The 17,164-nt window shown below is 43.6% G+C and carries 5 protein-coding genes and 1 CRISPR repeat array; of the genes, 4 read left to right on the forward strand and 1 reads right to left on the reverse strand.

Annotated elements, in window-relative coordinates:
- Position 1 precedes the first annotated feature (1 nt).
- The 4 genes from cas1 (at position 2) to LCH85_13520 (ending at position 16,430) form a co-directional block, all read left to right on the forward strand.
- Positions 2-1,021: a CRISPR-associated endonuclease Cas1 gene (gene cas1 / locus LCH85_13505; protein ID MCA0353006.1), complete on the forward strand. Its 1,020-nt coding sequence runs from the start codon at positions 2-4 to the stop codon at positions 1,019-1,021.
- Between the two features lie 8 nt (positions 1,022-1,029).
- A complete protein-coding gene (cas2, locus tag LCH85_13510) occupies positions 1,030-1,311 on the forward strand; it encodes a CRISPR-associated endonuclease Cas2 (protein MCA0353007.1) in 282 nt (93 codons plus the stop codon).
- A 201-nt stretch (positions 1,312-1,512) separates the two neighbouring features.
- Positions 1,513-14,114: a CRISPR direct-repeat array (repeat unit 37 nt; unit sequence ATTCAAATAACCAAAATCCTCGGAAGGGGATTAAAAC).
- 539 nt (positions 14,115-14,653) lie between these two features.
- A complete protein-coding gene (locus LCH85_13515; protein MCA0353008.1) occupies positions 14,654-15,781 on the forward strand; it encodes a glycosyltransferase family 4 protein in 1,128 nt (375 codons plus the stop codon).
- A 4-nt stretch (positions 15,782-15,785) separates the two neighbouring features.
- On the forward strand, positions 15,786-16,430 hold the full coding sequence (locus LCH85_13520; GenBank protein ID MCA0353009.1) for an HD domain-containing protein: 645 nt from the start codon (positions 15,786-15,788) through the stop codon (positions 16,428-16,430).
- An 83-nt stretch (positions 16,431-16,513) separates the two neighbouring features.
- Here LCH85_13520 and LCH85_13525 read toward each other — a convergent pair whose 3' ends face one another.
- Entirely contained in the window at positions 16,514-17,149 is a 636-nt protein-coding gene (locus LCH85_13525) for a hypothetical protein (protein MCA0353010.1), read from the reverse strand.
- Positions 17,150-17,164 lie beyond the last annotated feature (15 nt).

Below are 17,164 nucleotides of genomic sequence, written 5' to 3' on the forward strand. Positions count from 1 at the left end.
TATGGCAACGCTTTATGTTCTCGAACAAGGTGCAGAAATTCGCTGTGACGGTGAACGGCTAGCAATTTGGCAAACTGATCAAGAGCTGGGCAACGTGCCAATGGCCAAACTCGAAGATATTGTAGTGATGGGCAATATTGGGTTTAGTACGCCTGCAATCAAGCGCCTGTTGGATCAACAGATTGAAGTAACATTTTTGACGATTCACGGGCGCTACCATGGGCGGTTGATTGGTGAAGTGACCGCCCATGTGGCCTTGCGGCGCAACCAATATCGCCGAGCAGACGATGAGACTTGGGCTTTGGCGATGGCTCAAGCCTGTGTTAGCGGCAAATTACGCAATTGCCGGGCTGTATTGCAACGCTTCGCCCGCAACCGCCAACAGGTCGAAAAAGAGGTTTTAGAATCGATTGAAGCCTTAGACCATTTTATTGATCGGGTTGATCGCACCACCAAAATCAGCTCATTGGTTGGGGTTGAAGGTAGCGGCTCGGCAGCCTATTTTGGTGGTTTGCGCAGCTTATTTGATAGCGAATGGATGTTCAATAATCGTAATCGCCGCCCACCAACCGACCCAGTTAATGTATTATTATCGTTGGGCTATACCCTTTTGGTGCATAAAACCCTTGGCGCAGTTCAGGCGGTAGGGTTCGATCCTTATCAAGGATTTTTACATCAACTCGATTACAATCGACCATCGTTAGTGCTTGATTTGATCGAAGAATTTCGGCCAATTTTGGTCGATGCCTTGGTGATTCGCTGCTGTAATGATGGCAGGCTGACGGCCAATGATTTCAGCCCGAGTGATGATCCCAAGCACCCAATTTTACTCAGCAATGAGGGCAAAAAACGCTTTGTAGCGGCTTTTGAAGAACGTATGCGCACTGAAGTCACCCATCCCGATGGTGCAGACGGACGGCCTGGCAAAGTCAGCTATTGGCGTTGTATTGAGCTTCAAGCCCGCTTATTGGCTCGCGCAATCCAGACTGGCACAAGCTACCAAGCCTGGACAACCCGTTAGGAGCACGTATGCTGTACTTGATCTCCTACGATATTGCGGTTGATAAGCGGCGCACCAAAATTGCCAAAATTCTTGAAGGCTTTGGCCAGCGGGTGCAATATAGCGTCTTTGAATGCGACTTGACCGCCAAGCAATACACCAAATTGCGCGGCAAATTGCATAAAGTGCTGCGGCCAGAAGATGGCGATAATCTGCGGACATATCGCATTTGTGCTGCCTGTGCCCCAAATACCGAAATTGTGGGCAATGGGCCAGCGCTTGAAACCAGCGTTACGATTTACATTTTTTGAATTTCGGCATAGCAAAGCGCTAAATCGATGGTTATCCACAATTTAACTTTTTCAACATGCCGCGCGATCCCATTCTGAAGGGTAGAAAGCGACTTATCCACATGGAAATTTGCTTAAAAAGCGAGTTAAAACTGCCCCAAAAAATCGGACCGCGCAAACCGCGCGTTTTAGCGCCTTGCAAAGCCATGAAAAGTAGGGTATATTCAAATAACCAAAATCCTCGGAAGGGGATTAAAACCTCGAATTGGATCAACACCAAACGGCGCAACGCACGCTAGATTCAAATAACCAAAATCCTCGGAAGGGGATTAAAACTACAACGAGTGGGATCGCCTACAGGAGAAGTACGGTGCATTCAAATAACCAAAATCCTCGGAAGGGGATTAAAACGCCGAAAGACCCACTCGCGGTCTGGTGCTGGCAGGTAGCATTCAAATAACCAAAATCCTCGGAAGGGGATTAAAACCAGCGAGGGAACCGAAGAAGAAGGAATGAGTATTGAGGAAATTCAAATAACCAAAATCCTCGGAAGGGGATTAAAACTGGCGTAACGTGCGCTTGGCTGGCTGAAGCTCAATAAATGCATTCAAATAACCAAAATCCTCGGAAGGGGATTAAAACCCCATACCTTTTGCGATAAAAGATAGCGATATGGTGCGTTGTGAATTCAAATAACCAAAATCCTCGGAAGGGGATTAAAACCTAGCAGTTTTATAGTGTAGGTATCTACATATCTAGAATTCAAATAACCAAAATCCTCGGAAGGGGATTAAAACCAACGAGCGCCTTCTCCGATTTGCCGACAGTTTCGTTGAGATTCAAATAACCAAAATCCTCGGAAGGGGATTAAAACGTACACGATCTGGATTCAACGTTCGCTGGAAACATTCAAATAACCAAAATCCTCGGAAGGGGATTAAAACCGATTGGTCGCTCATCCAATAGCGCAGCTAACTTCCATTCAAATAACCAAAATCCTCGGAAGGGGATTAAAACAATGTCTTCTATAATCAACATGTTCGACTGCTTACGCCATTCAAATAACCAAAATCCTCGGAAGGGGATTAAAACACTATGGTATGACCGCGTTTATCCTGTCGCAACCAACACAATTCAAATAACCAAAATCCTCGGAAGGGGATTAAAACGCATCTCCGGTGCGCCAATGGCGGTCATAAATTCGCCATTCAAATAACCAAAATCCTCGGAAGGGGATTAAAACTGGTGAATTGCGTTCGCAGCACCTTCAGCTGCGTCATGGCATTCAAATAACCAAAATCCTCGGAAGGGGATTAAAACATGCCGAAGCCGATCCCTCACTCAAGAAGCGCCAAACGATTCAAATAACCAAAATCCTCGGAAGGGGATTAAAACATCATATGGGAAGGAATATAGACGCGAGCGCCTTCTTCCATTCAAATAACCAAAATCCTCGGAAGGGGATTAAAACGTTGTTTTCTCGACCTTGGGCAAAGAATCGGGCTACTGCATTCAAATAACCAAAATCCTCGGAAGGGGATTAAAACGGTATAGCGCCCGCAGCGATGCGGGCTTAGGAGATACATCATATTCAAATAACCAAAATCCTCGGAAGGGGATTAAAACTAAGAATGTGCCAACGCCAATCAAGTCCGAACTATATTCAAATAACCAAAATCCTCGGAAGGGGATTAAAACATTGACCATCTCTTTCCCGACGTTTTTGAACCAATTGTAGATTCAAATAACCAAAATCCTCGGAAGGGGATTAAAACTTAACTCATAATTGAAGGTGATGCGCATGCCGATCGATATTCAAATAACCAAAATCCTCGGAAGGGGATTAAAACACAAAACGAGCGCTGGACGACATCACCTTTGGTATTCAAATAACCAAAATCCTCGGAAGGGGATTAAAACATGTAAAGATTTTCAGTTTGATGTCGAAGAGTTGTTGTTGAATTCAAATAACCAAAATCCTCGGAAGGGGATTAAAACCAATTTAGCAGAACAATCGTCACAATTACTGATAATTTATTCAAATAACCAAAATCCTCGGAAGGGGATTAAAACTTTATTGGCCCTACTTTGTAAGTAAATAACTTGTTATATTCAAATAACCAAAATCCTCGGAAGGGGATTAAAACTCAACTTAACTTCTATTATGATGTTGTCATGCAGTATGTATTCAAATAACCAAAATCCTCGGAAGGGGATTAAAACTTATCTGAAAGATTCCAGCTACTGCAACAAGTAATGGATTCAAATAACCAAAATCCTCGGAAGGGGATTAAAACTGATCGGGCGGTTCTTAGGGCAGCCACGGGCCGTGATTCAGATTCAAATAACCAAAATCCTCGGAAGGGGATTAAAACACTTCATCGCGTAAAACCGTCGATGGTGATTGAATGCCATTCAAATAACCAAAATCCTCGGAAGGGGATTAAAACGAACAGTAACAGAATTGGCTACTACGAATGAAACTGTGGCCATTCAAATAACCAAAATCCTCGGAAGGGGATTAAAACTCACCTGATCCGCGTGTTCGTTTGGCACGTGCTGGAAATTCAAATAACCAAAATCCTCGGAAGGGGATTAAAACTATTCCAGTGTTGATTGGGGTGATTGAGAAAACCCGCATTCAAATAACCAAAATCCTCGGAAGGGGATTAAAACAGGATTGCTGGTCGCTCCATACGGGCTGCATCCTTATTATTCAAATAACCAAAATCCTCGGAAGGGGATTAAAACCTTTGGGTATTTGATCTGCTTAGCGCCCGATGCACTCGCATTCAAATAACCAAAATCCTCGGAAGGGGATTAAAACACGGCGGCGGCGGCGCTCAAAATCGTTCATAACACCATTCAAATAACCAAAATCCTCGGAAGGGGATTAAAACCGGTTGAAAGCGTATCATAGAGTGTGGTTTGTGGAATTTATTCAAATAACCAAAATCCTCGGAAGGGGATTAAAACGTAGGTTGGATGGTCAAGGCCGAAGCGCCCGAAGGCGATTCAAATAACCAAAATCCTCGGAAGGGGATTAAAACGGATATGTTTTTAGCCATTTGTCCTGGCAGTAATCAATTATTCAAATAACCAAAATCCTCGGAAGGGGATTAAAACGCATGGCCGCACCAATGCGATATCAGCCAACGCCCAAACGCCATTCAAATAACCAAAATCCTCGGAAGGGGATTAAAACTATCGCCTCGCGAGAGGCAGGAAGGCAGCATATGAACCCATTCAAATAACCAAAATCCTCGGAAGGGGATTAAAACAACGTGATTGTGTGGGATAAGGGCGGCGGCGGCATGGGTGATTCAAATAACCAAAATCCTCGGAAGGGGATTAAAACAAATACTGACAACGGTGTAATCATTGATGCGTCCCCAGATTCAAATAACCAAAATCCTCGGAAGGGGATTAAAACGGCTCACGATTGTAGCGAATATATTCCATATGCTCATGAATTCAAATAACCAAAATCCTCGGAAGGGGATTAAAACCGGCTGTGCCCCGTGATGAGAACGATCTCGAAGTCTTAGATTCAAATAACCAAAATCCTCGGAAGGGGATTAAAACCAACGAATACCCGCCAAGGGTATGTCGCCAGTTTAACATTCAAATAACCAAAATCCTCGGAAGGGGATTAAAACAAAGTTAGCTTTTTGGCGGTCTGTCAACGTTCCTTTAAATTCAAATAACCAAAATCCTCGGAAGGGGATTAAAACGCGCTCAATGTCGATATCGATTGGGATGCTGTTGCTCGATTCAAATAACCAAAATCCTCGGAAGGGGATTAAAACATTACTTTTTCGTCGCAAGTCGCGGTCTTTACCTTCTCGATTCAAATAACCAAAATCCTCGGAAGGGGATTAAAACGGTACGCGCTACGATCCCTGCGAAAACTCGCGCAACTGGATTCAAATAACCAAAATCCTCGGAAGGGGATTAAAACTTAACAATACCTGTGCGCGTACTGATTAGGTCAATAAACAATTCAAATAACCAAAATCCTCGGAAGGGGATTAAAACAATGCCACCAACAAAAAACGGGTTGCCGCCGTTGATAAAAATATTCAAATAACCAAAATCCTCGGAAGGGGATTAAAACCAAAGGATTAGACGAAAGCATCGTGTATGTTAAATTCAAATAACCAAAATCCTCGGAAGGGGATTAAAACTGATTGGGGCTTGTTAGACGATCTTACAGGCAATATTGCATTCAAATAACCAAAATCCTCGGAAGGGGATTAAAACTGCAATTCCAAGCGCATCTTTGGCCGCGTCAATGATACATTCAAATAACCAAAATCCTCGGAAGGGGATTAAAACTGAATAATACCGAGCTTGTATGAAGTACGTCCCGTATTTTCAATTCAAATAACCAAAATCCTCGGAAGGGGATTAAAACGGGATTATCGGTAACTAATTCATGAAAAAAGTTATCAATTCAAATAACCAAAATCCTCGGAAGGGGATTAAAACGCATTTCTTAATAACACACTCAATCACCCTCAAATGATGATTCAAATAACCAAAATCCTCGGAAGGGGATTAAAACGGCATGGATCGGCGCAGAGACTATTGCAGCAGCCTATCGATTCAAATAACCAAAATCCTCGGAAGGGGATTAAAACTTTGGACTCCCATACGACTAAATCCTCGATCCCACTATCGAGATTCAAATAACCAAAATCCTCGGAAGGGGATTAAAACCTTCATCGTTGCGCCTCCACTGCCTGTTTCAGTATCTGCATCAATTCAAATAACCAAAATCCTCGGAAGGGGATTAAAACTCTATATCCCACTTCTTTTCATTCGGCAGTTTGTAATAATTCAAATAACCAAAATCCTCGGAAGGGGATTAAAACAGCAGGATACACAGGCTCATTCGGATCATCTTCCCACATTCAAATAACCAAAATCCTCGGAAGGGGATTAAAACCCCCACGCACCCCACGCTCGTTCTGCCTCGGCATTCTTGATTCAAATAACCAAAATCCTCGGAAGGGGATTAAAACCCCTTTGGCACAGAACCAGGGTGTTGGTGCTGGCCTGAGTATATTCAAATAACCAAAATCCTCGGAAGGGGATTAAAACACAAACCCCAAATTGCCAATATTGGCAAAAGATCCCCCTATTCAAATAACCAAAATCCTCGGAAGGGGATTAAAACCGCGGGTCAACCGGCTAGAAAACCCAAAGGGGGAGCCAATGAATTCAAATAACCAAAATCCTCGGAAGGGGATTAAAACGCACTAATGCTACTCTAGGCCTACTTACCCTTGCGGTATTCATTCAAATAACCAAAATCCTCGGAAGGGGATTAAAACTAGCCTTGCCCCACTTCAAAAGCTCAACCCGATTGGTATTCAAATAACCAAAATCCTCGGAAGGGGATTAAAACGCACCGCCATAGCGGTCGCTATCGTAAACCCGAAAGTCATTCAAATAACCAAAATCCTCGGAAGGGGATTAAAACAAAAAATGACCGTCTATCAGTGTCGTTATGAAGATCGTATAGATTCAAATAACCAAAATCCTCGGAAGGGGATTAAAACAGCGCTTTTTCTTGGCCTTGCTCGTCCCTCCGGTGGCCATTCAAATAACCAAAATCCTCGGAAGGGGATTAAAACGCTTTCAATAATTTGGCGACCGTCCTCGGTCAATTCGATTCAAATAACCAAAATCCTCGGAAGGGGATTAAAACACGCTAGGCGCAACTTCGACAGTAGCAGCTTGACCAACGTATTCAAATAACCAAAATCCTCGGAAGGGGATTAAAACCTTGATTGCGAAGGCGGCGCAAAAGCCCAAGTTGGTGCGAATTCAAATAACCAAAATCCTCGGAAGGGGATTAAAACGTTGGCTTCGCGTTTGGTGTTTGGCCCGCGTGTGGTGATTGATTCAAATAACCAAAATCCTCGGAAGGGGATTAAAACCGTCACTTCACACAAGTTGCCTTGACTGTCAATAAATTCAAATAACCAAAATCCTCGGAAGGGGATTAAAACGTATAGGAATGGCGGATGCGATCAAACTCAATCCACGTCCATTCAAATAACCAAAATCCTCGGAAGGGGATTAAAACGCCAAGAATGGCTGGCGAATCTCAGGCTCATCTTCGTCGATTCAAATAACCAAAATCCTCGGAAGGGGATTAAAACCGATAGGCAACGTTGCCCATACTGTCTAACCAAATTTGGATAAATTCAAATAACCAAAATCCTCGGAAGGGGATTAAAACACTGCTCGTCGCGGTATTCGAACTCGTAATCAGCGAATTCAAATAACCAAAATCCTCGGAAGGGGATTAAAACCGAAATTAATACTTGACAGACCAAGCCCGTTTTTTTCTCAATTCAAATAACCAAAATCCTCGGAAGGGGATTAAAACCTATTCTTTCTCGGCTGGATGGTTCCAATTCTGGTTATTCAAATAACCAAAATCCTCGGAAGGGGATTAAAACAGCGAAAAAAGTGGATCATGGTTCTCAGGAATATACTATTCAAATAACCAAAATCCTCGGAAGGGGATTAAAACCGAACGATGCTTACTGTTTTGTTTGGCAACCATGAATTCAAATAACCAAAATCCTCGGAAGGGGATTAAAACCCAATTGGTTGATACCGATTCCAATGGTAATCTTTACGTTTATTCAAATAACCAAAATCCTCGGAAGGGGATTAAAACGGGGATTGCTACCTATTACGATGTTAAAAATGTTATCTTCCATTCAAATAACCAAAATCCTCGGAAGGGGATTAAAACGGTGATCATAAGTGGGCTATAAAGATCATCGACAAGAGCATTCAAATAACCAAAATCCTCGGAAGGGGATTAAAACTTAAGCTCTTGCTTGGTTAGGCTTGGCAGGTAGCGATCAAAATTCAAATAACCAAAATCCTCGGAAGGGGATTAAAACAGAAGTTTGGCTTGATCCAAAGGGTGCGCCAACGCAAGTCATTCAAATAACCAAAATCCTCGGAAGGGGATTAAAACTCTAACAGGTGGTGTAACTCTCGCACCTCCTCTTTTTCATTCAAATAACCAAAATCCTCGGAAGGGGATTAAAACAATCGAGCACCTTGACCGGTAAGGTCGAGGTCGTGAGTATATTCAAATAACCAAAATCCTCGGAAGGGGATTAAAACAAGTTAGCACCGCAAGCAAAGGGCAAATCCGTTTGGTGCATTCAAATAACCAAAATCCTCGGAAGGGGATTAAAACCTATACACAAATAGATACACAACAAACAATAGCACAACATTCAAATAACCAAAATCCTCGGAAGGGGATTAAAACCAAGGTCAAACCATCCGGTTTCCAGGGCAAACGTCCCTAAATATTCAAATAACCAAAATCCTCGGAAGGGGATTAAAACGCCCGATGTCAAATAAGGGATCAACGCGAAGGGTTTTGATTCAAATAACCAAAATCCTCGGAAGGGGATTAAAACAAACACTCGCAACGGTCTTCTTCGTACTCCGGGTAATAAGCATTCAAATAACCAAAATCCTCGGAAGGGGATTAAAACGTATCTGTCTAACTTGCCCAAACGCGCCTAGTGGCATTCAAATAACCAAAATCCTCGGAAGGGGATTAAAACGGCATAGCAGGCCTTGGCAAGCTGGCCGATAGGGATACATTCAAATAACCAAAATCCTCGGAAGGGGATTAAAACGTACATAGGATTGACTCAACCCATGCGCGTTGGCGAAGATTCAAATAACCAAAATCCTCGGAAGGGGATTAAAACAAACCCCCATGGGGATTCCTTTCTATCTATGTGATTCAAATAACCAAAATCCTCGGAAGGGGATTAAAACACATCGAGGTCAATACCTGCCCGCACTGTGGCAGTAAATTCAAATAACCAAAATCCTCGGAAGGGGATTAAAACCAACTGCTTCTTGCCCGCTGCTACCGTTGACGAGAATCTAAGATTCAAATAACCAAAATCCTCGGAAGGGGATTAAAACTTACATTTTCGCGTTGGCAGATTTCGGACATAGCGTCCATTCAAATAACCAAAATCCTCGGAAGGGGATTAAAACGCTTTGGATATGTACACGATTCAATCAGTCGCAAAATATTCAAATAACCAAAATCCTCGGAAGGGGATTAAAACGATAGAAACGCCGTGATTGAGGCATGGCAAGCGTACAAGCCATTCAAATAACCAAAATCCTCGGAAGGGGATTAAAACGAATTGCTCAATGAGGCAGTGTATGGGGTCGCGGGTGGGCAATTCAAATAACCAAAATCCTCGGAAGGGGATTAAAACTCAATTCTACGGAATGCCTATGTCGGGGAATATCTTAAATTCAAATAACCAAAATCCTCGGAAGGGGATTAAAACATAATCTTACCCTGACCGCCCCAAGAGCCTTGCAGCATTCAAATAACCAAAATCCTCGGAAGGGGATTAAAACCTATTGCAGCGTTGCCTATTTCTAGGGCAAGGCTAAAAGCATTCAAATAACCAAAATCCTCGGAAGGGGATTAAAACCAAGCGCTGCCAAGGCCACGGCCACCAGTGGGCGGCATTCAAATAACCAAAATCCTCGGAAGGGGATTAAAACTCATAGCTCATAGCATTTATCCTTTTGGTGAATAATGGATTCAAATAACCAAAATCCTCGGAAGGGGATTAAAACCTGTAGCACCTTTGACGACCTTGATCGAACCATTTTCATTCAAATAACCAAAATCCTCGGAAGGGGATTAAAACTCCGGAGCTGGGCACGGTGGACAAACCATAGTTCATTCAAATAACCAAAATCCTCGGAAGGGGATTAAAACATAGTCGATAACGCTATCGGGTGTTCGCATAATACGAATTCAAATAACCAAAATCCTCGGAAGGGGATTAAAACTCTATTTCGATTCGTGAAACACCCATGCGTGTTGGTGAAATTCAAATAACCAAAATCCTCGGAAGGGGATTAAAACTATAGTAATCCGACTCCTGCGATATCATTGTAAACATTTATTCAAATAACCAAAATCCTCGGAAGGGGATTAAAACCGTTTTGTGGCTTCTGTATCAAGGTTATCAAATGATTCAAATAACCAAAATCCTCGGAAGGGGATTAAAACTGTACCTGCGAGGTCGGCGGCTGTGCCCATACCGCTCGATTCAAATAACCAAAATCCTCGGAAGGGGATTAAAACTCTAAATCTTTAGGCTCACCTTGCCCCAAATTTTGATAATTCAAATAACCAAAATCCTCGGAAGGGGATTAAAACGGTTTGAATGGTGGATTTTATATTGGTACAGGAACTCCATTCAAATAACCAAAATCCTCGGAAGGGGATTAAAACTCACAACCGTTTCAACGGTCACGTTTGCGCCTGCGGTACTGGCAACCATTCAAATAACCAAAATCCTCGGAAGGGGATTAAAACTGAGCGCGACGTTCGTCACCAATCCCAATGGTGACTTAATTCAAATAACCAAAATCCTCGGAAGGGGATTAAAACAGTTTGAGCTGCGGCAACGCCGCAAGCTCAGCACAATATGTATTCAAATAACCAAAATCCTCGGAAGGGGATTAAAACCTACAAACTCCGACACGGGATCACTCACGTAGTGATTGACATTCAAATAACCAAAATCCTCGGAAGGGGATTAAAACGCTGGGGTGGCGATAGGTCACTCCCCGCCAGTACCGTTCATTCAAATAACCAAAATCCTCGGAAGGGGATTAAAACCTAGTGCCAGTGGCCCCGCCGCCTGAGTCACCAACGTACATTCAAATAACCAAAATCCTCGGAAGGGGATTAAAACAGTTTGTAGCCTTCGCAGAAACGAACGAACTAAAATACATTCAAATAACCAAAATCCTCGGAAGGGGATTAAAACATTGACTTAAGCTTTATCTCTCGTTTCTGTTGATCATTCAAATAACCAAAATCCTCGGAAGGGGATTAAAACTACAATAACCACTCTCACAGCCAGAATCTTCATAACCTATTCAAATAACCAAAATCCTCGGAAGGGGATTAAAACCATAATAAAACATGCAATTTTGCGCCTTTGAACCGATGCAAATTCAAATAACCAAAATCCTCGGAAGGGGATTAAAACCCAGTCGTGGCCCTCGCGCTTCTGGAGAGATGGTTAACATTCAAATAACCAAAATCCTCGGAAGGGGATTAAAACAACATATTCGTCGCATGCCACTCCGCGTGCTCACACTCAATTCAAATAACCAAAATCCTCGGAAGGGGATTAAAACAGAATACTTCGCTTGAAGCCTAACAAGGTGAATACATTCAAATAACCAAAATCCTCGGAAGGGGATTAAAACGAAGCTCCGAAGGCGACCAAACCATTTCGGTAAGTTCTTTATTCAAATAACCAAAATCCTCGGAAGGGGATTAAAACCTTCGTATGCCGCTTTACGCTCGGCGCTGAGCTGGTCGATTCAAATAACCAAAATCCTCGGAAGGGGATTAAAACCGTCAATCACATTCCACATGAGACAGTTGAAATCAATCGTATTCAAATAACCAAAATCCTCGGAAGGGGATTAAAACAAAAAGCGTCCTATTCTCTTGGCGGTCAAGCGTTATATTCAAATAACCAAAATCCTCGGAAGGGGATTAAAACGGTCGATGACGACGGCGCAACCCGCTACAGAACCGAGATTATTCAAATAACCAAAATCCTCGGAAGGGGATTAAAACCTTGCATTTCGCGATATTTGGGAAAAGGAACAATATACGCATTCAAATAACCAAAATCCTCGGAAGGGGATTAAAACCCGCATGTTTTGCCCTTCGTTGGTGTAGCCCCGATCAATATTCAAATAACCAAAATCCTCGGAAGGGGATTAAAACGCAACATGGACATGCTGTTGATTGACCGTGCCCTCATGGATTCAAATAACCAAAATCCTCGGAAGGGGATTAAAACACAATCAACGGTGTAAAATCCGGCGGCTACTTCTGGTAAATTCAAATAACCAAAATCCTCGGAAGGGGATTAAAACGAAATTTAGCACCCAGCTTGGGATTTGAGCTGTATTGATATTCAAATAACCAAAATCCTCGGAAGGGGATTAAAACCGACGAGCTTGGGCGTCCAGTAGCTCGGCGCCGTGGCGAATTCAAATAACCAAAATCCTCGGAAGGGGATTAAAACTTTGAATTTCTCGGTTGCCGCGCCCAGACTGATATAGCATTCAAATAACCAAAATCCTCGGAAGGGGATTAAAACGCAGATCTGCCTCGGCTTTGGGGCTGAGGCGGAATGCCTTTATTCAAATAACCAAAATCCTCGGAAGGGGATTAAAACTCCCTTTACGGTTTTCTGTAATATCAATCAAAACTTGCATTCAAATAACCAAAATCCTCGGAAGGGGATTAAAACTCAACTAATGCCATTGACTTATTGCAAGGAATAAGCAACATTCAAATAACCAAAATCCTCGGAAGGGGATTAAAACGAACAAGTCTTCCCAACACTGCGATTGTGTGTCGATTGCATTCAAATAACCAAAATCCTCGGAAGGGGATTAAAACTTGTCCGTTGGCGCAAGCACAGGCGCAGCGACTGGGAAGATTCAAATAACCAAAATCCTCGGAAGGGGATTAAAACGTAAAAACTGTACCAATAATAGGCACACTTGAGAGGCAAAATTCAAATAACCAAAATCCTCGGAAGGGGATTAAAACTCTACCACCTCTACTAGAAGTTGCGCGGCTGATTGTATTTATTCAAATAACCAAAATCCTCGGAAGGGGATTAAAACTGTTAACGCTGTGTTAGCGAATAACTGACCGATTAGTCAATTCAAATAACCAAAATCCTCGGAAGGGGATTAAAACGATCTTGATACAGACGCTTACGCGGTCGGCCTTGGAAGTTTATTCAAATAACCAAAATCCTCGGAAGGGGATTAAAACCGTTTCTCTCGCATCGGCTCGTTTGGCGGTATCCCACGATTCAAATAACCAAAATCCTCGGAAGGGGATTAAAACCCCGATGGTTTGGCATATACCGCATTCGTGTATCCTCCATTCAAATAACCAAAATCCTCGGAAGGGGATTAAAACGGCAGCAGGCCGAGCAGCAGTCCAGTACTGTGATAGCAATTCAAATAACCAAAATCCTCGGAAGGGGATTAAAACTTTCTTCGTCGTACCCGCCGAAGTCGGTTCGGAACGAGATTCAAATAACCAAAATCCTCGGAAGGGGATTAAAACGATCGCGTGGATGCTCAGCAAGCATAAGATCGATACATTCAAATAACCAAAATCCTCGGAAGGGGATTAAAACCTCCAAAGGATAGCGACAATTGTGTTGCGTCCTACATGGATTCAAATAACCAAAATCCTCGGAAGGGGATTAAAACTAAAGAGCCAATGAAACTCTTTAGGGATAGACCCTAAAATTCAAATAACCAAAATCCTCGGAAGGGGATTAAAACAAATTCCCACTAGCTCACCAAGTTTGCAAAGGCTGTAACAGATTCAAATAACCAAAATCCTCGGAAGGGGATTAAAACTTGTCAGCTTCGAAAATACGGAACGAGCGGCGGAGATTAATTCAAATAACCAAAATCCTCGGAAGGGGATTAAAACCTTTCGTGACATCCATTGTTTTCGCATTATCGTGTATATTCAAATAACCAAAATCCTCGGAAGGGGATTAAAACATCAAATCGACCTTGCATCGTGGTGAGTTCACGTTGCAATTCAAATAACCAAAATCCTCGGAAGGGGATTAAAACATAGTGGCTTGAATCATCAGTGCATAGGTAGCCAACCATTCAAATAACCAAAATCCTCGGAAGGGGATTAAAACCCATAACTGTGTCATATAACCAAAATCCTCGGAAGGGGATTAAAACCGCACGACCGTGAAGGTTTTCCTGTACAAATTCTGGCGCATTCAAAGAACGACAATCCTCGGAAGGGGATTAAAACCCTTCGGCAATCGTTTCATGCGCCTCGCGCGTGTGCTTGCATTCAAAGAACTACAATCCTCGGAAGGGGATTAAAAAATTTTTTCTATTCCAACATCTTTCAAGATCATGGAATAAAAAGAACTTTCATTCTTGGAAGGAGATCAAAGCTTTGTGTAGCTTGATGTCAATACGGCAGTCATTTGAATATCATAAATCCTCGCAATTGATTGAATTCTTTAATAAATTCCTAGAGCTTGATTGGAATAATTTTGCTGAATTGATATTGACATAATAAGGAAGTATGGTATAGATTAAGCCTCAAATCTTGCAGCCGCGAGATGTGCTAAGGGTGAGAATGACGTTTGGATAATGCTAAAAGTGAGGTATGTTATACTCGCTGAAGAATCGCTTATTTGTAGTTTTAGAAATTGAGTTTATGCATTTTACAATTAATGGGCATTTGCTCTCATTTGATAGCTCTTTTCGACAGGCTGGGGTTTCTAATCACACCCGTTTTTTGATTGAAAATCTGGCCAAACTCGATCACGATAACCAATACACCTTGTTTGTTGGGCCAAATGTGCGCCAACACCTCAATTTGCCCGCCAATTGGGAAATTGTCGAATCGCGCTTGCCGACGATTCAGCCCAAATATCGCATTCCTTGGGAGCAGTTGATTGCGCCATGGTTATTAGCCAAACGCCGGGTCAATTTGTTTCATGGCTTGTTGAATATCTCGCCGTTGCTTTCGCCAGTACCCACCATCGTTACCATTCACGATTTGGCATTTATGGATGTGACTGGCTCACATCGCAAGGCCAATCGGCGTTATCTTGCGGCGGCAACCCGCCAAGGTGTGCGTCAAGCTGCCCATCTATTTGCAGTTTCTGAGTATACCAAGGCTGCGATGGTTGATCGGCTTGGGCTTGATCCGACGAAGATTAGTATTGCCTATAATGCTGCTGGAGCGCAATATCACCCGCGTTCGACCGCTGAGATTAATGCTTGGAAGCAGCAAAAGCAACTGCCTGAGCAATTTCTACTGTATCTTGGCACCTTAGAGCCACGCAAAAATATCCCCAATTTGCTGCGAGCTTATGCCAAAGTTAAACACGAAATTGGCATGCCGTTGTTAATTGGTGGTGGCAAAGGCTGGAATTTTGACGAAATTTTCAGTACTTACGAGCAATTACAATTGCACGATAGTGTCAGTTTCTTGGGCTATGTGCCAAGCGAGGAATTGCCGCTGTGGTATAACGCCGCGACAGCCTTTATCTATCCATCGCGCTACGAAGGCTTTGGCATTCCGCCGCTTGAGGCGATGGCTTCGGGCACACCTGTGCTGACCACCAATGCCACCAGCATTCCTGAAGTCGTGGGCGATGCAGCGATTCAAGTTGACCCCGACGATCTTGAGCAGATGGCTCAAGGATTAGTGCGGATTGCCAACGATGCCAACTTGCGCGACGATCTGCGTGAACGCGGTTTGCTACGTGCCCAAGCCTTCTCGTGGGAGAATTTAGCCAAAGCCACGCTTGAGGTTTATCGTAAGGTTGGGGGCTAATAGAATGTTGGATTTGAACCAATGGCAAGCGCGGTTTGCAACCTGGATTGAGCAAGAGCTTGGTCAGGCTGACGTTTCGCACGATCCTGAACATATTCGGCGGGTGGTGCGCAATGCTCAATTAATTCAAGCTGAAGCAGGCGGCGATTTGGCAATCATTATTCCGGCAGCCTGGTTGCATGATTGTGTGGTTGTTTCTAAGGCCTCGCCGTTACGCAGCCAAGCCTCGCGCATGGCCGCCGAACACGCAACCCAATGGCTGGCCAGCCAAGGCTATCCCGAACAGTATTTACCAGCGATCAGCCATGCGATTGCTGCTCACAGCTTCTCGGGCAACATTCAGCCAGAAACTTTAGAGGCGCAAATCGTCCAAGATGCCGATCGGCTTGATTCGCTCGGCGCGATTGGCTTAGCCCGTTGTTTAATGCTCAGTGTTGAGCTTGGCCGCCGACTCTACGATCCGCAGCAGCCAATTCCGCGCACCCGCCCAGCCGATGATCAAATTAACAGCATCGACCATTTTTATACCAAACTCTTAAAACTGCCACAAACAATGCAAACAGCCACAGGCCGTGCATTAGCAGAACAACGAACTGGCATTCTTAACCAATTCTTAGATCAATTAGCGCAAGAAGTTGGGGAATCGTAGCAATGATTCTCTCTTTGGTTTAGCTTTGCTCGATTAGCAGCAGTGTGGGTAGAACACAACACAACCCGTACTACCCACCCGTGCTAATTGAGAATTTTGATCTTCAAACGAGCCAATTCTTCAATCGGAATCCGATCAAACAAGACAAACCCATCGGCATCGGTTGTGCCATTATTTTCATAGGTTGGCGAAACCACCATGACTTGGGTTCCAGCTTGATCAAAGGGATCACGCTCAGGCACTTGAATGTAGCAGTGCAAAACCGCATGTTTAGGCTGCATACTCTCATACATTTCAATCGTCACATCGGGAATGCTCACTGATGATTGACGATAGGTGCCGATCAGGCGTTGGCCGCGCATTTGGCCCGTATATTGCAATTGAATTTGCATGTGTTTGAGCATCTCGTCGGAGAACTCAATCATAAAACGGTAGCCAACGGTTTCGGGCGCAGCGCTGGTGATCAGCGAATGCTGGCGCAAGAACTTCAATGACGGCGCGGGAATGTTATCGACCAGCGACAGCGAATTGCTGTATAAAGCATAACTCGCATCCAAGGCATCAAACAACTCGGCGCGACAGCTTGCACATGTTTCAACATGGTCGGCGACGACTTGGAGCGCGGCATCAAGTGGCGCACCGAGCGCAACAGCATGGGCATACTCAACAAGACGTTGACGCATAATCTCGTGAGATGCGGTCGGAAGTGGCGTGTTCATGGTAGTTCCTCACCA

The sequence above is a fragment of the Chloroflexota bacterium genome (assembly GCA_020161265.1).
Classification (GTDB): Bacteria; Chloroflexota; Chloroflexia; order Chloroflexales; family Herpetosiphonaceae; genus Herpetosiphon.

Bases quoted from the DNA above. Each gene is read 5' to 3' on its own strand.
- cas1 (MCA0353006.1), top strand. From the start codon at position 2: ATGGCAACGCTTTATGTTCTCGAACAAGGTGCAGAAATTCGCTGTGAC.
- cas2 (MCA0353007.1), top strand. From the start codon at position 1,030: ATGCTGTACTTGATCTCCTACGATATTGCGGTTGATAAGCGGCGCACC.
- LCH85_13515 (MCA0353008.1), top strand. From the start codon at position 14,654: ATGCATTTTACAATTAATGGGCATTTGCTCTCATTTGATAGCTCTTTT.
- LCH85_13520 (MCA0353009.1), top strand. From the start codon at position 15,786: ATGTTGGATTTGAACCAATGGCAAGCGCGGTTTGCAACCTGGATTGAG.
- LCH85_13525 (MCA0353010.1), bottom strand. From the start codon at position 17,149: ATGAACACGCCACTTCCGACCGCATCTCACGAGATTATGCGTCAACGT.